Source organism: Xylanibacillus composti, assembly GCF_018403685.1.
GTDB lineage: Bacteria > Bacillota > Bacilli > Paenibacillales > K13 > Xylanibacillus > Xylanibacillus composti.
The window spans coordinates 13,738-32,505 of the sequence record NZ_BOVK01000082.1 but is presented as its reverse complement, the minus strand read 5'-3'; the positions used below and the strand labels follow the sequence as shown (position 1 = coordinate 32,505).

Genomic DNA, 18,768 nt, shown 5'->3' with positions numbered 1-18,768 from the left:
CCCCCTCCTACTCGATCAGTCGTGCCCGAATTTGCCGTCTTGACAAACCAGAGGCAGAATGTGTTACTATTTAACCGACAGACAGTCGGTCTATAGGAGGCGTGAACATGAGAGTTGTGAAAACGGCCGAGGAGCGTAGGAATGAAATTCTGGACGCGGCGGATGAGCTTTTCGGCCAAAAAGGCTTTGACGGCACAAGCACGAACGATATTCTCGATAAGGTCGGGATTGCGCGGGGAACGTTGTATCATCACTTCAAATCGAAGGAGGATATCATGGACGCGCTGATTGAGCGTTACAGCGTTCGTCTGTTAAGCGCGGGACGGCGCATTGCTGCAGACAAAACCATTCCCGTAATCGAGCGCATCATCCGTGTTGTGATGGCTTTGAACTTGAGCGGGGGAAGCAGCGAGGAAATTATGGAGCATATTCACAAGCCGCAGAACGCGCTCATGCATCAGAAGATTCAAAGGGTCATGGTGGGCGGCGTGACGCCGATTCTAGCGGAACTTATCCGCGAGGGCATAGAGCAGGGTCTATTCAGTACCCCGTTCCCGTATGAAGCGATGGAAATGGCGTTGATTTATGCGAATACCGTGTTCGATGATGACGATGTGGTGCCCATGACGGACGAGGAACGTGCGACGCGCATGCAGGCGTTTATATTTCATACAGAAAGGATGCTCGGCGCTGAAAGCGGAAGCATGATGTCTGTGATGCAGGTGTTTGCTGGCGGAAGGCAAGACAACGATGAATAAGTCAGACAAATCGTTCGGGAAATTTCTTGTGCTGTGGTCGGGAGAATTTGTGTCGGCGGTAGGAAGCGGGCTCACTTCATTCGGCTTGGGCATTTACGTCTTTCAGCAGACGGGGATGGCATCGGCCTTGGCGCTTGTCACCTTGCTTGCATTCTTGCCCTCGCTCCTGCTGACTCCGATTGCTGGAGTGCTTGCGGACCGCTATGACCGCAGGCTTCTTATGCTGGCGGGGGATAGTCTGTCCGCAGTAGGCATAGCGTTCATCCTGCTATGCATCATGCTTCAAGGCGAGGCGCACTTGTGGCAGATCTGCGTCGGGGTTGCCATAAGCTCAATATTTTCATCCTTAATGAGCCCCGCTTACAAAGCGACAGTCACAGATTTGCTGACCGAGGAGCAGTACGCGAAGGCAAGCGGTCTTGTGCAGGCGGCAAGCTCGGCCAAATATCTGATTTCGCCCGTTATTGCGGGATTTCTGCTCGCCGTTTCGGATATGAAGCTGCTGTTGGTCATCGACATCTGCACTTTTTTTGTTACTGCTCTTTGCATACTGGTTGTGCGCCAAGGCATTGCTTCCAAGCAAGCCGGGCAGTCCGAGTCGTTCATACGCGACTTCAGAGAAGGCTGGGGCGCCGTTACCGGCAACAGGGGCGTGCTTGTTCTGGTGATTATGACTTCGGTCATCGTCTTTTTTGTCGGCTTCATCCAGACGCTTTCCACGCCGATGATTCTGGCTTTTGCGGACAGCTCCGTAGTGGGGACAGCTGCCACCATCTGCGCTTCGGGAATGCTTGTGACCAGTGTGCTGATAGGCCTGTTTCCGATCAAGCGGGGCTATGTGGGCATGCTCTCGATGGCGCTGTTCGGCGCCGGATTGTGCATGGCCGCGTTCGGGCTGCGCGAAAATATTGTGTTGATCTGCGTTTCGGGGTTCCTGTTCTTCGCCATGCTCCCGTTCGCCAATACAAGCCTGGATTATTTGATCCGAACCAATATCGACAATGCCGTGCAAGGCAGGGCGTGGGGGTTGATCAGTCTGATCTCCCAGCTTGGCTATGTGGTCGCTTACGCGCTTTCGGGCGTATTGGCCGATTACGTGTTCACCCCTTTGCTGCTTGACGGCGGGCTGCTTGCCGACCATGTAGGCAAGCTTATCGGCACGGGCAGCGGTCGGGGAACGGGGCTGCTCATTGTGACCCAGGGCTTGCTGCTGTGCGCGGCGGCGGCAGTGCTGTATCGTATCAAGTCAATCAGACAGCTGGAAGGTAGAGGTGGCCTATGTACTTCAGAATAATCCGCAATGATGTGGCCAAGAGCAAAGCCACTACATGGACAACTATGATGTTTGTCGCTGCCGCCGGCATGCTTGTTTCGCTCGCGGCGGTACTCGCCGTTCATCTTGCAGGCGCGCTGGATACGCTTATGACGACGGCGAAGACGCCGCACTTTATGCAGATGCATGCGGGCGAGCTGGACAGGGAGCGGCTTGCAGCCTTCGCGGAACAGCATGATCTTGTCGAAGACTTTCAGGTGCTTGAATTTCTCAATATAGACGGCACACAGATTAAACTGGGCGAGCAATCGCTCGCAGCCAGCGTTCAGGACAACGGGTTCAGCATACAGAGCGAGAAATTCGATTTCTTGCTGGATCTGGACGGCAACATCATTCAAGCATCCCCCGGGGAGCTGTATGTTCCGATCACTTATATGAAGGACGACTTCGCCAAGATCGGTGACAAGGCCGTCATAAGCGGGAAGGAATTTGCCGTTGCCGGATTTTTGCGCGATTCGCAAATGAATGCCACGCTTTCCGCCTCCAAGAGATTTCTGGTTAGCCAGCAGGATTACGAGGCAATCAGAAGCATGGGCAGTGTGGAGTATCTGATTGCGTTCAGGCTGAAGGATTTGTCGCAGCTTGGCGCGTTTGAAACGGCTTATGCCTCCGCAGGACTGGAGGCGAACGGGCCAACGGTTACCTATCCGCTGTTCCAAATGGTGAATGCACTTTCCGACGGGATGATGATCGGACTCATTCTTTTGGTCAGCATGCTGGTTGTGACCATCTCCCTGCTGTGCATTCGTTTTACGCTCCTTGCGAAAATCGAGGAAGACTACCGCGAAATTGGCGTCTTGAAGGCAATCGGGCTGCGTGTCTCGGACATCAAGAAGATATACATGGCCAAGTACGCGGCGATTGCAACGGCAGGCTGCATGCTCGGCTTTGCGCTTGCGTTCGTGTTCCAGGGCATGCTTCTTGCCAATATTCGGCTCTATATGGGGGAGGGCGAACATTCTGCTTCCCCATTGCTGTTCGGGCTCGCAGGCATACTGCTCGTATTTCTGGCTATCATGGCCTATGTGAGCAGAGTGCTGAATCGCTTCAGGCATATATCCGCCGCGAAGGCTATACGCTTCGGCGCTGCACAGGAGAGCCATGTTGCCGGAAGGCGCTGGAGCCTGAGCGGGAACAGGCTGTTCAGCGTGAATGCGTTCCTAGGCATCCAGGATGTTCTGGCGAGAAAAAGACTTTACGCGACGATGCTTGCGGTGCTGGTGATGTGTGCCTTCATCATGGCGGTGCCGCAAAACTTGCACAACACGATATCCTCAAGCAGCTTTATTCAATATATGGGGATCGGCAGCTACGATATGCGCATGGACATTCAGCAGACGGATCATATTTCGGAAAAAACGGATGAAATCATAGAGGCGCTGAGCCGCGACGGCGATATTTCCAGATATGCGGTACTGACAACCAAGACATTTCAAGTAAAGACAGAAGGCGGCACGCAGGAAAATATCAAGATTGAGCTTGGCGACCATGCGACATTTCCCATTGCCTATTCAGCGGGCAGAGCGCCCGAGGCAGAAGATGAAATTGCGCTTTCGGCGATCAACGCCGATGAGCTGGGCAAGCAGGTCGGCGATGGGATGACGCTGGTGATAGCAGGGAGGGAGAGAGCGCTCAAGGTGAGCGGCATTTACGCCGATATTACGAACGGCGGCAAAACAGCAAAGGCTGTATTCGCCGACCACTCGGCGGCGGTAATGTGGAGCATGGTCTGCGTGGAGCTGGCGGATCGATCCCTTGTCGGCCAGAAGGTTTCAGAATATGCGGACAGGTTTGCGTTCGCCAAGGTTTCAGACATTGACGAATACGTTGCGCAGACATTCGGCTCGACGATCAGCTCCGTCAAGACGGCCGCTTATGCGGCGATTGTCATTGCGCTCGCGATAGCTGCTCTGGTGACGCTGCTGTTTATGAGGCTGCTGATTGCAAGGGATAGATATGCGATAGCCGTCATGAAAGCGCTCGGCTTTACCCGCTCTGATATTGCGGCGCAGTATGCTGCGCGTTCAGCGTTCGTGCTGGTTGTCAGCATTGTTGTCGGCACGCTGCTGGCCAACACGCTTGGAGAACTGCTTGCGGGGGCGGTCATTTCCGCGTGGGGAGCGTCAACATTTCAATTTGCGGTCAACCCGCTTTCGGCATATGTGCTCAGTCCGCTGATGATGGCAGGAGCGGTGCTGGCTGCCACGATGATCGGCATAGCGGGCGCGGGACGAGTCCAAATTTCCGAGAATATAAAGGAGTAGACATATGAAGAAAATAATCTCCGGCGAACATATCGTAAAGACGTTTGGCGAGGGCGCTGAGCGGCGCAGGGTGCTCGATGGCGTGACCGTGGACATCAACGAGGGCGAGTTCGTTGCAGTGATGGGCCCCTCAGGCTCGGGGAAATCGACGCTGCTGTTTGCGCTGAGCGGAACGGACAACGTGGACGGCGGCAAGGTCGTCTTTGACGGCAAGGATCTGTCGGAGCTTGGCGAGAAGGAGCTTGCCGACATGCGCAGAAGGCAAATGGGGTTTGTCTTTCAGCAGCCGACCTTGCTGAGAAATCTGAACATCCTCGACAACATCGTGCTGCCGTCGATGCGCGACAACCGAAAAAACGCCGCCCAGATTACGAAGAAGGCCAGGATGCTGATGGCACGGACAGGCATTGCGGAGCTGGAGAAGCGCGACATTACCCAAGTCTCAGGCGGACAGCTGCAGCGTGCCGGAATCTGCCGCGCGTTGATGAACAGCCCGAAAATAATATTCGGCGATGAGCCTACAGGCGCGCTCAATTCCAAATCCGGGCAGGAGATTATGGACCTGTTGACCGAGATTAATGCGGACGGGACTGCGGTAATGCTGGTCACGCATGACGCGCAGGTGGCGGCGCGGACGGAGCGAATCGTATTTATGCGCGACGGCCAAATCGTGAGCGAGCTGAAGCTTCCGAGGCTTGGCGGAGCAGATTTGGATGGCAGAGTCGAGGCCGTTACGGAGAAAATGCGGGAAATAGGTATCTGAAGAAGAATGCGATTAAATGGGATTGATCCCTTGAATCGCGCAGGCGCATTGCCTTTGAAGGTTGATGCCGCGGATTTCCCTCAATAAACTGGCGACAATAGCACAAAGAGCCTTCGTCCACAAAGGATGGAAGGCTCTTACTGTTTTTATACACAAGATGACACAAGGACAAGATGACACAAGGCGCTTTGCTCCGGTCCTGGATTGGCAGCGATGAGGAGTTGTCTGCGTCAAAGCGCATGAAATGGGGGGCTTGTTGTCCAAGAAGTTTAATTTTCAAAGGATAAGAAAAGGTTTAGCGGGTAATAAGGAAGCGGCGGTTGTGCTACAATTTGGAGGCACTAACGAAAGGGCTTGAGGATTTTTGTAAGCGCTTAACTAAAATAGTAGGGGAGGCATTGAACGAATGAGTATTTCTTATCGCGGGAAGTCGAGCCTTGCTCGTCTAGTTGTCATCATGATGATTCTTTCCATCTGCTTGACTGTCCCAGTAGTCCATGCAGCCGCAGAGGAGGATGACGCTGTCCTTTATGCCGAAGGCTTTGAAGCCGCGAACACGCTTCAGCAGAACGGCGATGCAACCGTAGGCTTGTCGGAAGACCAGGCTGCGGCAGGCGTCGGCAGTCTGAGCGTTGCTCCGACCGCGGAGAACAACTATAGCGGCGTGGCGCTTCGCAATGAAACGCTGGACACGCCGATGCTCCCGGGCGGCTCCTATAAGCTGACGGCCAAGGCGTTAAGTGCCAAGGACGCGACATTGGGTGTCCGGGTGGAAACGAAGGATGCCGGCGGCGGCAATACATACGGCAGCGTCGGCAGCGTCAAGGTGAACATGGCGGCAGGGCAGTGGACTGACGTGGTTCTGGAATTCGCCGTACCGGCAGATCACCAGTCTGTCTCCGCTATCGTCTTCCACAATGACGATCAAATTCCAGAGCTCACCTTCTATCTGGATGAGGTGAAGCTGGAGGTCACGGCTCAGCCTGAACCTGTTCAGGAACAGGAGCCAAAAGAGTTGAAAGAGCTGCTGGCTTTCACCTTCGATGATCCGGCGTCGCAAGAGAGCCTCTTCACTGTAGAGAAAGCTTCAAATATTGAATGGATAGACGAAGATGGCGCCGGCAAGGACGATCATGCCGCACTGAGGGTAACTCATATCGACGGCGAAAGCTATACGAGCGCTGATAATGCGGTTCGGCTGACGTTCAGCGAGCCTTTGCCGGCGGGCGGGGTCTATCAGATTTCTGTGTGGTTCTACGCCCCAGCTTCGGGCAACGAAGGCAAGGATACCCTCACAGGGCCTGGCGTGGTCATCAATGGAGAATACGCTCAGAGCATTTTCAAGCTGCCGAGCAATGTCGGGACTTTGCCCATCGGAGAATGGAAAGAGGTCAATGTGCAGACGCCGTTGATGGAGACGCCGCTCAACACGCTCGATTTCCGATTGGTCACGAACGATGCGCCTAATCACGCAGATGTGTGGTACCTGGACAATATTGTGATCAGCCAGGTCGGCGATCTGCAGGAAGTCGTTGTTCCCGAATGGGATTTGGGCATCGCTTCCCTGGCGGATACGTACAAGCATAACTTCCTCATCGGCAACGTCATGAGCAGCAACGAGACAGCGAATGCCGATACTACGGCTATGTATACCCATCACTACAACTTCATGACTGCCGAGAATGACATGAAGCCGCAATACTTGAGCCCGGAACAAGGCGTGTACAACTTTACCAATGCCGACACGCTGATCGAATGGGCGGAGCAGCATAACATCCAGGTACACGGCCATACCCTAATCTGGCATGCCCAATCGGCTCCTTGGCTGACTGCTGATGCGGACGGCAATCCGCTCACTCGAGCAGAGGCGAAGGCCAATATGGAGGCGTATATCCGTAATGTCGCCGGGCATTTCAAGGGCAAGCTTGCATCCTGGGATGTGGTGAATGAGGCCTTTGACGGCGGCTCAGGCATACCGACGGACTGGACCGCTGTGCTGCGTACCCAGTCTCCTTGGTATCAGGCGTATGAGAATGGTGCGGATCGGAGCAAGGGCGAAAGCGGCGCCGACTACATCTATGACGCATTCGTGCTGGCGCGTCTTGTTGATCCAGATGCAGTGCTGTATTATAACGACTACAATGAAACCGAAGCCTGGAAGCGGGAAGCGATGGCCCTGATGGCCGAAGAGCTTAACGAGAAGTGGAAATCGGATGAGCGCAATACCGAGCCGGGGCGTCCGTTAGTGGAGGGCATCGGGATGCAGGCACACTACTGGATTGAAACCTTGAATCCGGCAGATGTGGAGGCATCCATCGTACGCTTTGCAGAGGCAGGCGTGAAGATCAGCGTCACCGAGCTGGATATCCCATCCCAGAACGCTGCCCCCTTTACGAAGGACAAGGAGATAGAACAAGCCAAGCTGTATGCGGAGCTGTTCCTTATTTATAAGAAGCATGCAGACAGCATCGAGCGCATAACCTTCTGGGGCAAGGCAGATTCCCAGAGCTGGCGCGCTCAAGGAAGTCCGCTGCTCTTCGACAGAACCTTCGCAACGAAGGAAGCCTATTATGCAGTTATGGACCCTCTAGGCTATTTGCTCGCGAATTGGGAGAACCCGTACAGCGACGTATCGACGGATGACTGGTTCTATCCCGATGTGGCGCATGTCAGCGTCAACAGGCTGATCGGCGGCAGCAGCGAGACAACCTTTGGTCCGGGGACAGCAGTCACGCGGCAACAGTTTCTCTCCATGCTGTTCCTCCTGCATGCTCAGACTCATGCGAATGCTGGCGAATATGAGCAGGTAGGCCGTTGGGCGGAGGAGAACGGATTGGCGGAAGCGGGCTTCCATGCTGACGAACTGCTGAGCAGGCAGGACATGGCGGTAATCCTGGAGAAGTACCTGAACCTTGTTGGGGTGTCCGCAGGCGAAGGCGGGCATATTTACGCAGACGATGCGGCGATAGCCGCCGCAGCGAAACCGGCCGTGCAGCTCCTTTATCACATGGGCCTCATGGTCGGCAAATCCGGCAATTATTTCGATCCGGAGGCTCACATCAGCCGGGCCGAGGCCGCATCGATTCTTCACCGTCTGGCCGAAGCCATAGAGGGATAAGGAAGGAAGGCGGGTAGAGTAAGGTTGAACCGCGAGCGTTTGTGTCCTGGCAGTATGTTGAACCGCGTGTGCTGTCGCAGTGGTCATGAGTGAGGCGGGCGAACATGGCGGGTAATCGAGATTTGTATGAAATATCGTATAAAATTCCTGTAACTTGGCTTCAACATCGAGCTTGGAAACGAAAAATCGTACAAAGTCATCTCGTCCATGAGGAGATATGTGATGTTTGTTCGAAAAATCATACAAAAGTTGCATGAGCGCACCACCCTGAACTGATTTTGTGCGATAAATCGTACAAATGAGGCAGGGGATGCGTATCGATCCACAATGAATGACAGCCTTCTGTATGTGGCCCAGTGCTCATGAGGAAACTCCCGCTCTCAAATCTCTGGAGAGTGCCCCGAAGCCAGGCGTTACTAACTGGAAATAGGCATAGGAGCAACCCCCTTCCCCTTCTGCTTCTCACAGACTGGGGAAGGGGGTTTCCTATCCGGTTCTTGTTCTATCTGTTGGAGAATTGCGCCGTTCTGGTCGCTTCATCCCAGCCGACCTGAATGCCGAGCACTTCGGCAAGCTGTCTGACAGGCAGGAAGGTCACGTTGCTTCGGATCAACGGCACGGCGCCAGTGAGAGCGATCTTGTTGCCGTCCACCAGCATCTCCGGCTTTCCGATATGCAAGACAGTCTCCTTGCCGTCCTTGGCCAGCGTAATTTTTTGTTCCGGCTGCGCCCAGTCCACCTCAAATCCGAATGCGTCCGCAAGCACTCTTAAGGGAAGCATGGTTCGGCCATTCTCAATAAAAGGCTCTGCTCCTATCCCGGCTACGGTATTTAAGTACTTTCCATCCACCGTAACGAAAACATGGTTTTTACTTGCTTCCTCACATGCAGGGAGATCAAGCTCTACTTTTTCGCCATCTATGACGATTCCCATCTGACCGCGTCCGCCTTCCCTGCTGTTCTGGCTGCAGGAAGGGAGAGGCTTGGCATCCGACCAGAAGTAGCCGTCTGCTGCATGCGCAGGCATGCCGATCAGCAAAGAAATCAACATGCCGATCAGCAAAGAAATCAACATGCCGATAGTCATACGCTTCATTTTTCTCATATTGGGATCAGCACCGCCTTTATTTTGCTGGTTGAACCACATCGTCTTGGGTATAAACCGCAACGCTGTTATCCATCAGTCGAACGGAGAGCGCGCTTGTTTCCTCGAACAAGGCAGACAGCAAATCAGTTCGGCCTTGGCTTTGCAAGTCCGTGATATATCCTTCCGGCACAGCCAATCCTTTTTCGATATGCATGAGGATGCGAACCATCATTTCATCGGGCGTAAGCTCTCTTGGCGCATAGCTTGGAGGTGCGGACAATCTGTTCCCGTCTTTGTCGTAGGAGACGATGTGTGCCCCATCGCTGGCGCGAGTCAGAGTGATATTTCTTCCTTCTTCCAGCGGACTGAGCATGGGGAACGCTTTGGCAGCGGAGCCGACCGCACTTGCGGCATATGCGCCGCCCCCGATTAGCGCCAAGCTAGCGGCAAGGGATAACGTGACCATAGATGTTGCAGTCTTTTTGACATTCATTAGATTTCCAAGCCTCCTTTTCATGTCTTCCTTCGGGCTGTTCAAACTGCTGACGCCCAAAACATTCCTCCGCATCACGCCATATTCCAACATGGTTAAGAGCGCCGATCCGTACGCTCTGCGGCCTTCCGTGTCCATGTCCCGCACAACTTTCTCGTCGCAAGACAGTTCACAGTACAGATGGATTTGCCTGCCAAGGGAATAGACTGCGGGATTGAACCAGTGTATCGCATGGGCCAGCTGAACGATCAGCTTGACGAGCAAATCGCGGCGCTTAATATGCATCCGCTCATGTGCAAGAATCATGGCCAGCTGTTTGTCCTCAATAGGGATATCCGGCAGCACGATAAGGGGCTTCCAAAAGCCTATCACCATAGGCGTTGCTGCGGCAGGGCTTATTCTGACCTTCGCGGCCTTCACGGCATCCGGGGCTATGCGGCATTCGCGGCTTGGTTGCAAAATCGCCCGCTTGAATCCCCGATAGATTGCGATGTGCACGACAAGGAAGGTCGCGCTGCCGGCAGCCCAAACCAGGGTGGCGATAAAGGTCAGCTCCTGTATGTACGCATAGTGCAGCAGCGAGTCCAGCAACGGCCTTACCCATGAAATGTCGCTCGCCGCCGCCTGCACTAGAGAGGTGGGACCGGCAATGGCTCCGGCATCCGGGCCGACCATCACAGTAGAAGACCAGAGCGAACGTGCAAACGATACGGTTCGATTCACAGCCTCTGCGCCGCCAAGGAGGAAAAATACAGGGATGAGGGACGAATAATAGTGCCAGGCTTGTGAAAATGCTCTTTGGGTGATTGGCCTTGCACTGCACTGCAGAACCCAGACAATTGTGCCTGCGAGCGATGCTGTGAGAAGAAAAACCAATCCTTCCGTCATGTGCGGTCTTCCTTCTGTTCAAACCATGCTCGCAATTCCTTCATGTCCTCCGGGCTCAGCTCGGCATCGTCGACAAGAGCGGCAATTAGATTCTTAGCCTTTCCATTGTACAGGCGGCCGAGGAAGCTTTGGGTCTCCAGCTTCTTGTAAGCATCCCATGACAAAGCAGGCGCATAATAGTTCGTCTTGCCATTCATGGATTTGGACAAAAAGCCCTTCGCCATAAGCCGTTTCAAGATGGTCGATACCGTCGAAGTCTTCCACTTCTTGCTGCTGAACGCTTCCAGGAGCTGTGCAACCGTTACGGGCGTTGCGCATGCCCATATTGCCTCCATGACTTCCAATTCTGTTTCAGATAATTTCCCTAACGATTTCATTGGCGCGCACCTCTGAATGATTTATGCGACAACTTGTCGCAATAAAAATATACGACAACTTGTCGCAGTTGTCAATGCCATTCATATAGAAAACCCCTGATCGTCTGATGTTGCGACGATCAGGGGTTAGTCGGTCAAGAAGGGATAACGATGTCCTCTCCTGCTTTGCGCCGCTGGGCGTACTCGGCAGTGGCGGTGAACAGGGCATCGGAGGATGAGTTCAGCGCTGTCTCGCAGGAATCCTGCAGCACGCCGATGATAAAGCCAACGCCAACGACCTGAATGGCAATCTCATTCGGGATGCCGAACAGGCTGCAGGCGAGCGGAATGAGCAGGAGCGACCCGCCGGCGACGCCTGATGCGCCGGCAGCGGATATGGCGGACAAGATGCTTAGCAGCAGCGCCGTGCCGAAGTCTACCTGGATGCCGAGCGTGTGCACGGCGGCCAGAGTCAAGACGGAGACAGTCACTGCTGCGCCCGCCATATTGATGGTCGCGCCTAACGGGATGGACACGGCATACGTATCCGCATCCAGCTTCAACCTTTCGCACAATCGCATGTTAATCGGAATGTTGGCTGCGGAGCTGCGTGTGAAGAAGGCGGTAATTGCGCTCTCCCGCAAGCAGCGGAATACAAGCGGATAAGGATTCTTGCGGATATTGCAATACACAATGAACGGATTGACGACAAGCGCGATGAACAGCATGCATCCGACCAGGATGACCAGCAGCTTGCCGTATTCGATCAACGAGGACAGCCCGTTGGTCGTAATAGCGTCAAATACGAGCCCCATAATGCCCAATGGAGCCAGCTGAATGACCCACTTTACGATTTGGGCTATCGCATCTGATAGATGCGCCAGCGCGTTCTTCGTAGTGTCTGAAGCGCGCTTCAGCGCAATGCCGAGCAGGATAGCCCAGGCCAGGATGCCGATATAGTTGGCATTCAGGAGAGCGCTGACCGGATTGTCCACCACGTTGAACAGCACCGTGCGCAGCACTTCTGTGATGCCCTCGGGCGGGGACAAGTCATGCACGTGTGTGGCGAGCGACAAAGTGACCGGAAAAAGATAACTGGCGGCCACTGCAATGAAGCCGGCCAGAAAGGTGCTCACGAAGTATAGGATGACAATGGCGCGGATATGCGTGGGTCGGCCCTGCTTGGAATTGGAAATGGCAGACATAACCAGGAACAAGACCAGGATGGGCGCGACCGATTTCAATGCGCCTACGAACAGCGTGCCGAATATGGAAACCGCTCGCGCGGCGTCCGGTACGGTCAAAGCCAGGATGATTCCGGCCGCGATCCCGGCCAATATGCGTTGAATAAGGCTGATTTGGTTCCATTTGCGTATGATGCTTTTCATTCGTTTCCTCCATTCGCTCACGGTTCAGGGTGGAGCCCTGACAGCCGGATACGACAAGCAGATGACAAAGATAAGCGTAGTGTAGCATGAAAATTGCCGATTGCGCGATGGAAGAAATTGCAGGGATTCTCGATTGCGACTCACTCTATTCTTATTGGTTCTAAAGAACTAGTAAAAATGAAATAGATATGATACTATTTAATTCTTGCTTATGTCGAAATTTGTAGAATGGAGGCGACGATACCGCAGGGGTTACAATGCTTTACGATGGGTTTGCTATGGAAATCAAAACAGACATCATGAGAAGGAGAAAAATCCAATGAAGCTAGCGTTGCCACAGAAAAGACATCTTTCATTATTAACTGCCGTCATCCTTATCATGTCCATGATCCTGCCGGCTTTTGCAGTCGGAGCATCTGCGGTGTCCTTATCGGATATTCAGAATCACTGGGCCTCCAAGTCATTGACGGATTGGGTGGACAAAGGACTCGTTCAAGGCTATGAGGATGGTACCTTTAAGCCTAACGACGAGATTAAACGGGCGGAATTTTTTGCACTGGTCAACAGAGTCTTCGGTTTCACGGAGGAGGCGGAAGTCAGCTTCAAGGATGTTACGCCGGAGAAGTGGTTTGCACCAGAGATTGCGAAAGCGGCGGCAGCAGGATACATAACAGGCTATGAGGACGGAACCATTAAGCCGAACCGAGAAATCAGCCGCCAAGAGGCTGCAGTTATTCTGGCCAATGTTCTGTCGCTGGATCTATCCGTGAACGCTGGTGTGGCAGACCCATTCAAAGATGCGGCGGACATTGCATCGTGGAGCAAGCAAGCTGTCGAGGCTGTTGTGGCTGCCGGAGTTATGCAGGGGTATCCGGATGCTACTTATAGACCCGGCATTTCCATTACCCGGGCGGAAGCGGTGGTGGCCCTTGACCAGTCGCTGAAGAGCGAAGAACAACCAGCAACTGTGCTGGAGGGAACCGTTACTAGCAACGGTCTTCCTGTAGAAGGCGCGCAAGTCAAGCTGAGGGAAAAAGACGGGTACGCAGCGATAGACAATGCGTTGACCGATCAGAATGGCAAGTATTCCTTCTCGGTGGAAGCCGGGACTTACGACCTTACGGTTGCAAAGGGCGAGGCTGTTGCCTTCCAGAGTGATGTCCAAGTTCAGCCGGACACAGCTGCAAGCCTGGATTTCACGCTAGTGCAAGGGGTCGAACTTAGCGGCCAATTGCTCGACAGCAGCCGAAATGCTGTTGCTGGTGAGGAGGTTTTCTTCACTACCAATCCAACCTTTGATACAACCACAGATGAAGACGGTCATTTCACCGCGTACGTGTTGGCAGACCGCAATTACACTTTGCGGATTGCAAGCGACGGTACAGGTACGCAGGAATACGAAGTGATTGCGACAGATGTTAAGGTAGGGACTGACCCGATAGAGCTGGGCATCCTCAATACCGCCTCCAATCTCAACGTGACTGGAGGAAGCAGCAAGAAGAACAATAACCGTCCCCCTGTCGGCGATCCGGAAGCCTTTTTCATCAGCGGTCTGCAGGTTGTTGTCGATGGACAGCCGACTGATGCCATTTTCGCCCAGGAGCCGACAGAAGCAACGGTTCATATTTCCTTAAGCACGAACGGTGACGCTGATGTGACGCTGTACAAGGTGGACGCAGGCAATCAGGTGGTGGCTCAACTGGCGACGCTGCACGACGACGGTGATCGTGCCAATGGAGACAGCATCAAGTCCGATGGCGTGTACAGCGGAATCATAACCTTGGATGAAAGTGAAGAAGGCTTCATACGCTTGCAAGCAAGAACAGGTGCCCAATCGAGCAGTGTGTTCCGCCTTTCGGTGGTCAATCATCTGACCGATGAGCAGTTCGCACAAGTGATGCATCAGACCCAAACCACCCAGGACAAATTCAATGAACTCGCCGCTCAGTATGCGGGTGATGTTCAGAGAGCGAAGGAAGAGACGGTGGCTTGGCTGGGAACGCAGCCAGAGGTCGAAAGCGCAGGGGTTTCCGGCGAGAACGGCAGTGTCTGGTTTGTGATGAGCTCCGGCATACTGGGCGGCATATCCATCGCACCCGACAATTCCAAGGGGCTGTCGGCGGCAACAGCAACCGCTGAGAGTGTGACTGCATTCGCAGCGCAGACCTTGACACAAACCGGCAGCCAAGTCGGAAGCAAACGGGTTGCCATTGTCTCGCCGTTCGCTGACGTCCTTTCTTCCGCTACTGTGTATGATGCTGTCTATGCGGATATCAGTCAATCGGATTATCCTTTCCAGGTGAACCGAGTCAAAAATGCGGCAGCGGATGTGGCATTTTTCAAGGGCTTGAATCAATACGGGCTGATTGTATTGGATACGCATGGCGATACGTTCTATGATGAAACTATCCTTCAGGCACTGCACGAGAAGTACGGCATTGAATTCCCGTATGCCGGCCCGCAGGTGATGGTTTTGACAGGGGAGCAGGCGACAAGCGCGAACCGGGCCATGCACGAAATCGATTTGAAGAAGGGCAGACTGGCGATCATCTCCGGCTATTATGCCATCACGCCTTCCTTTATTACGCGATATAACGATTCCATGCCGGACTCCATTATCTTCAACGGTAGCTGCCGCAGCTTGTTTAACGATTCGATGGCGGACGCCTTTATCAATAACGGGGCGCAGACCTATTACGGCTATACGAATTACGTTACGCTTGCCTACGATCAAGCCATCGTTACATCTGTGATGAATAGTCTGATCGAGCAAGGGATGAGTACAGCGGAAGCGTTCGATGCTGCGGTTGACGCGCATGGCGCGAGCGACGGATTGGCTTCCTTCGCCATGAAGGGGAGCAGCATCGGCATGAAGACAGAGGGCATCGTGAATGGAACGTTCGAGAACGGAACCTGGAACGGCTGGAACGGGAATGGCGATGTTCGCGTCATTACGCAGCTCGGCCCAGTCAAGCCGACGGACGGAAGTTACATGGCCATCATCAGCACCGGATTGGGATTTGAGAATAATGATGTCAACGGCGGTGTGTTTGATTACAATTCAGACAGCTACATCGAACAGAATTTCTTGATTCCCGCCGGCGCAACACGGCTCTCTTTTGACTATAACTTTATTTCTGAGGAGCCGACAGAGTTTGTAGGAAGTGTGTTCGACGATACCTTCCATGCAACAGTGACCTCGAGTGTGTATGTGTCCGACAATCTGCTGCCTGAATTGGATGTGGAGGGCACTACTGTCACGCAGCAGGTATACAGTGGCTTGGGTACGGTTATTTCAAGCGGCAACGGCGAATACACATACCTGATAGCGGCAGAGTCGATTAATGCCTCGCAGCATTACTGGACCGAGGAGAATCAGGTGGATATCGACTTCTACGGAGGGGACGACACGGCTTACATGACCAATTGGAAGCACATGGTCGTTGATGTTAGCGCGTTCGCAGGTCAGGGACCGATCATTCTTCGTTTCCATGTCTGGGATCAAGGAGACAGCATCTATGATACGGCAGTCCTGATCGATAACATTGTGCTGGAATAGGGACGTGCTGCATGATGGAATCTGCCAGAATATAAGCTCAAAAGGAAATATCCGCTGGACAACTGTCCGGCGGATCTTTTTTTTGGGGGGGAGGCAAGTTGGCTATGGCATCGAGCGATCGGACTATTCCAGCAGCTGCAGGTCGCGCGCGACAAGCAAGGCCTGCGTGCGGGAAGAGACGCCGAGCTTCCCATACATGCGGGACAGGTACACCCGCACGGTTCCGGCGGACAGGGCAAGCTCCTGAGCGATCTGCTTGTTGGTTGCGCCCTGGTTCAGAAGCCGCAGCATGCTGTGCTCGCTTTGGCTGAGCGATTCGACTAGCGCTGCTGGACGGCCTGTCGGCGGCTCGCTGTCAGCGGGGAACGATCCAATCAGCTTGCGCACATACTCCTCGGTCACGTCGGACACGGGCAATCTCTGCGTATCTTCCGTACGTGTCTTCAGATAATGCGTCAACAAGGTATGCATCGCAGGCCCTTCATCCACAAAGCTGCGCACATAGCCGTTCTGTTCCCCCAGCTTCAGCGCTTCGTGGATAGGCAGCAGGGCAGCATCCCGCTGACCGCGCTGCGCTTCCAGCAAGGCTTGAAGCACGGAGATCTCCACGATGCTGGAGATCAGCTGCTCCCGCTCGGCCTGGGGCTTCATCAGCTCCAGCAGACGCAGAGCTTCGTTCTCCTTGTGTTGCTTGCCAAGCAGTCTTACGTAAGAGATATACATATACTCCTGATCGAAAGTAGGCTTGTCCTTGGCGGATAAGCCGAGCCTGGCTGCTATTTTCTTGGCCTGGGCAGTACGGCCTTCGAGCAGGTACACCCGCATTTGGAACGCTCGGAGAAGGCGAAGCCAGTGCGCGTCAGGGACGGTACGCATCTCATCCTGGATCCGGTCATGGGCAAGCTGCGGGCAATTGTTGACCAGATGAAGGCGAGCCTGCGTAATCGCCAACGGGATAGCCAAGCCCGGAATATGCTGCTGTGCCAATGCTTTCTCGACTGCGGTCACCATCTCCCGGCAGCAATCGAGACGGTTCCATTCATAATACCCTTCGAGCATGGTTTGCTTGACATATAAGCTAATGAGAGAATGCGCCCAGCCATGGGACTCCAGATTTCCGGTGAACAAGAGACCGATCATTTCTGCGTCGGCGGAGAGGCGGCCTCTAAGGCCAAGCGGTGTTCGTCTCATCAGCGGCTCAGTCAAGTTGTAATTGTGATTGTAGAAAAGGGCATTCTCCGGCAAGATCTTGTCCAATAATCCATCGACGAACGCAAGCCACTTCTTGAAATCCCCATTCAAAAACATCAGGTTGGCTCGAACGAACAAGATGCCGCTTTGCAACTGGCCTCTTCGCTCCGTTTCGGCCATCGTCGAGAAGGTTTCTTCAACCTTCTCCAGCAGCTGATCCGCTTCCGGCAGCTCTCCGGCCAGCACAAGAACGAACGCGTACAGAAGCGTGAGCTCGGGCGCAAGCGCCGCTTCTGCCGGAAATCGCCGAAACCAATGCAGCAAGGTTTCGTTCTCTCCTCTTCGCAGCACGGCTGGGATGTGCTGCTCCAGATATTCTTGAGCCAACTCGAAGTCCTGCGCTTCCAGCGCAAGATGGATCGCTTCATCCATGAAGCTGTGCGCGGCGAAGCTCTTGCTGGCCGACCGGTTGGCGGCAAGCCACTGCTCGGGCTCGTTCTTCTTGAACTGGCTCTGCAGGAATTGGGCGAACAAATGATGGTAGCGGAACCAGATATCCCGGTCGTCGAGCGGCACGAGGAACAGGTTCAGCTGCTTGACTGTCTCGAGCATGTTCTGGCTGTCTGTCCGAGAAGCAGCCGCATCAGCGATCGAAGCATTCATTCTGGGGAGAACGGAGGTATCCAGCAAGAAGCGGTACAGCTCAGCAGGCAGCTTGGTTATTACTTCATGGAACAGGAAGTCCGAGACGTTCCGGTTGTCGCCGCTGAACGCTTGGATATATTGGTCGCGGTTCATTTCAGAACGAAGGGAAAGTGTCACCAGCTGCAACCCGACCGCCCAGCCTTCCGTTCGCAGGCGAAGCTGCTCGACCTGCTCGCTGGACAAGCTAGTGTCCAATTTATTGGTATAAAATTCCTCGGTCTCATCCTGCGTAAATTGCAGCTTCCTTATATCGATCGCGACATGTTCGTTATGGGCGGTCCATTTGGCAGCAGAAAAAGGCAGCTCGGAGCGGGAGGAAATCATCATGTGCACAACAGGAGGCAAGTAGTCGATGAAGTAAGCAAGGCTGTCATGGATGTGAGTATCGCGAATAACGTGATAATCATCCAGGATGATGACGATCCCTTTGGATAGTGCGAACAGCTCATTTAGGAACGAGTCGAGAAACGTATAGATGGACAGACTCGGCATGGCTTGAGACAGCTCCAAGACTCGTTCACGGATGAACGGGGGAAGCGCCGGGGCGAGCGCATGTGCAACATACCGCCAAAATCGGACGATGTCATTGTCCATATCATCCAGCGATAACCAGGTGCAGGTCGCCTGTCCGGCGTGGACCCACTGGGTCAGGAGCGTCGTCTTGCCGAAACCGGCAGGGGCGGTTACGAGTGTCAGGCGGCCCTTTAATCCTTCTGTAAGCAAGTCCAACAAGCGGTTGCGCCTGATGTGGGCATCCTTCGGGTCGGGAGGGGTGACTTTGGTTTTTAGGATAGTGGTGTAGGTTTGATCCATTCTGAGTTCCTCGTCCTATGTTGTAAAGTCTTCTAATCGCATTATACAAAAA

The 18,768-nt window shown here is 53.9% G+C and carries 11 protein-coding genes; 6 read left to right on the top strand and 5 right to left on the bottom strand.

Going from position 1 to position 18,768, the window contains the following annotated elements; genetic code table 11:
* Nucleotides 1-107: 107 nt before the first annotated feature.
* From XYCOK13_RS20750 to XYCOK13_RS20730, 5 genes are all read left to right on the top strand, one after another.
* Complete coding sequence (locus XYCOK13_RS20750) at nucleotides 108-758, top strand: TetR/AcrR family transcriptional regulator (RefSeq protein ID WP_213414165.1); 651 nt, start codon at nucleotides 108-110, stop codon at nucleotides 756-758.
* The gene (locus XYCOK13_RS20745) at nucleotides 751-2,052 is read left to right on the top strand and encodes an MFS transporter (protein ID WP_213414164.1); all 1,302 of its coding nucleotides are present in this window, start codon (nucleotides 751-753) and stop codon (nucleotides 2,050-2,052) included. The genes XYCOK13_RS20750 and XYCOK13_RS20745 overlap by 8 nt, the downstream gene beginning before the upstream one ends.
* Nucleotides 2,037-4,355, top strand: a complete 2,319-nt coding sequence (locus XYCOK13_RS20740) for an ABC transporter permease (RefSeq protein ID WP_213414163.1) — start codon at nucleotides 2,037-2,039, stop codon at nucleotides 4,353-4,355. Before XYCOK13_RS20745 ends, XYCOK13_RS20740 begins: the two co-directional genes overlap by 16 nt.
* 4 nt (nucleotides 4,356-4,359) lie before the next feature.
* Nucleotides 4,360-5,118, top strand: a complete 759-nt coding sequence (locus XYCOK13_RS20735; RefSeq protein WP_213414162.1) for an ABC transporter ATP-binding protein — start codon at nucleotides 4,360-4,362, stop codon at nucleotides 5,116-5,118.
* A gap of 406 nt (nucleotides 5,119-5,524) precedes the next feature.
* Nucleotides 5,525-8,236, top strand: a complete 2,712-nt coding sequence (locus tag XYCOK13_RS20730; RefSeq protein WP_213414161.1) for an endo-1,4-beta-xylanase — start codon at nucleotides 5,525-5,527, stop codon at nucleotides 8,234-8,236.
* A 502-nt stretch (nucleotides 8,237-8,738) separates the two neighbouring features.
* Here the strand turns inward: XYCOK13_RS20730 and XYCOK13_RS20725 are convergent.
* The 4 genes from XYCOK13_RS20725 to sstT form a co-directional block, all read right to left on the bottom strand.
* Nucleotides 8,739-9,341: a copper amine oxidase N-terminal domain-containing protein gene (locus XYCOK13_RS20725; protein WP_213414160.1), complete on the bottom strand. Its 603-nt coding sequence runs from the start codon at nucleotides 9,339-9,341 to the stop codon at nucleotides 8,739-8,741.
* A gap of 19 nt (nucleotides 9,342-9,360) precedes the next feature.
* On the bottom strand, nucleotides 9,361-10,704 hold the full coding sequence (locus XYCOK13_RS20720) for a M56 family metallopeptidase (protein ID WP_213414159.1): 1,344 nt from the start codon (nucleotides 10,702-10,704) through the stop codon (nucleotides 9,361-9,363).
* Nucleotides 10,701-11,081, bottom strand: coding sequence for a BlaI/MecI/CopY family transcriptional regulator (locus tag XYCOK13_RS20715; RefSeq protein ID WP_213414158.1), 381 nt, complete (start codon nucleotides 11,079-11,081; stop codon nucleotides 10,701-10,703). Before XYCOK13_RS20715 ends, XYCOK13_RS20720 begins: the two co-directional genes overlap by 4 nt.
* Nucleotides 11,082-11,215: 134 nt before the next feature.
* Nucleotides 11,216-12,448 carry a serine/threonine transporter SstT gene (gene sstT / locus XYCOK13_RS20710; protein WP_213414157.1) on the bottom strand — a complete coding sequence of 411 codons (1,233 nt, stop codon included), beginning with the start codon at nucleotides 12,446-12,448 and terminating at the stop codon, nucleotides 11,216-11,218.
* A 319-nt stretch (nucleotides 12,449-12,767) separates the two neighbouring features.
* On the opposite strand from sstT, the gene XYCOK13_RS20705 reads away from it, so the two are divergent.
* Nucleotides 12,768-16,007, top strand: coding sequence for an S-layer homology domain-containing protein (locus XYCOK13_RS20705; protein ID WP_213414156.1), 3,240 nt, complete (start codon nucleotides 12,768-12,770; stop codon nucleotides 16,005-16,007).
* A 123-nt stretch (nucleotides 16,008-16,130) separates the two neighbouring features.
* On the opposite strand, the gene XYCOK13_RS20700 is transcribed toward XYCOK13_RS20705, so the two are convergent.
* Nucleotides 16,131-18,716, bottom strand: coding sequence for a winged helix-turn-helix domain-containing protein (locus XYCOK13_RS20700; protein ID WP_213414155.1), 2,586 nt, complete (start codon nucleotides 18,714-18,716; stop codon nucleotides 16,131-16,133).
* Nucleotides 18,717-18,768 lie beyond the last annotated feature (52 nt).

Excerpts from the sequence above, each read along its gene's own strand:
- XYCOK13_RS20745 (WP_213414164.1), top strand. The coding sequence starts at position 751 with ATGAATAAGTCAGACAAATCGTTCGGGAAATTTCTTGTGCTGTGGTCG.
- XYCOK13_RS20720 (WP_213414159.1), bottom strand. The coding sequence starts at position 10,704 with ATGACGGAAGGATTGGTTTTTCTTCTCACAGCATCGCTCGCAGGCACA.
- XYCOK13_RS20730 (WP_213414161.1), top strand. The coding sequence starts at position 5,525 with ATGAGTATTTCTTATCGCGGGAAGTCGAGCCTTGCTCGTCTAGTTGTC.
- XYCOK13_RS20700 (WP_213414155.1), bottom strand. The coding sequence starts at position 18,716 with ATGGATCAAACCTACACCACTATCCTAAAAACCAAAGTCACCCCTCCC.
- XYCOK13_RS20740 (WP_213414163.1), top strand. The coding sequence starts at position 2,037 with ATGTACTTCAGAATAATCCGCAATGATGTGGCCAAGAGCAAAGCCACT.
- XYCOK13_RS20725 (WP_213414160.1), bottom strand. The coding sequence starts at position 9,341 with ATGAGAAAAATGAAGCGTATGACTATCGGCATGTTGATTTCTTTGCTG.
- XYCOK13_RS20750 (WP_213414165.1), top strand. The coding sequence starts at position 108 with ATGAGAGTTGTGAAAACGGCCGAGGAGCGTAGGAATGAAATTCTGGAC.
- XYCOK13_RS20715 (WP_213414158.1), bottom strand. The coding sequence starts at position 11,081 with ATGAAATCGTTAGGGAAATTATCTGAAACAGAATTGGAAGTCATGGAG.
- XYCOK13_RS20735 (WP_213414162.1), top strand. The coding sequence starts at position 4,360 with ATGAAGAAAATAATCTCCGGCGAACATATCGTAAAGACGTTTGGCGAG.
- XYCOK13_RS20705 (WP_213414156.1), top strand. The coding sequence starts at position 12,768 with ATGAAGCTAGCGTTGCCACAGAAAAGACATCTTTCATTATTAACTGCC.
- sstT (WP_213414157.1), bottom strand. The coding sequence starts at position 12,448 with ATGAAAAGCATCATACGCAAATGGAACCAAATCAGCCTTATTCAACGC.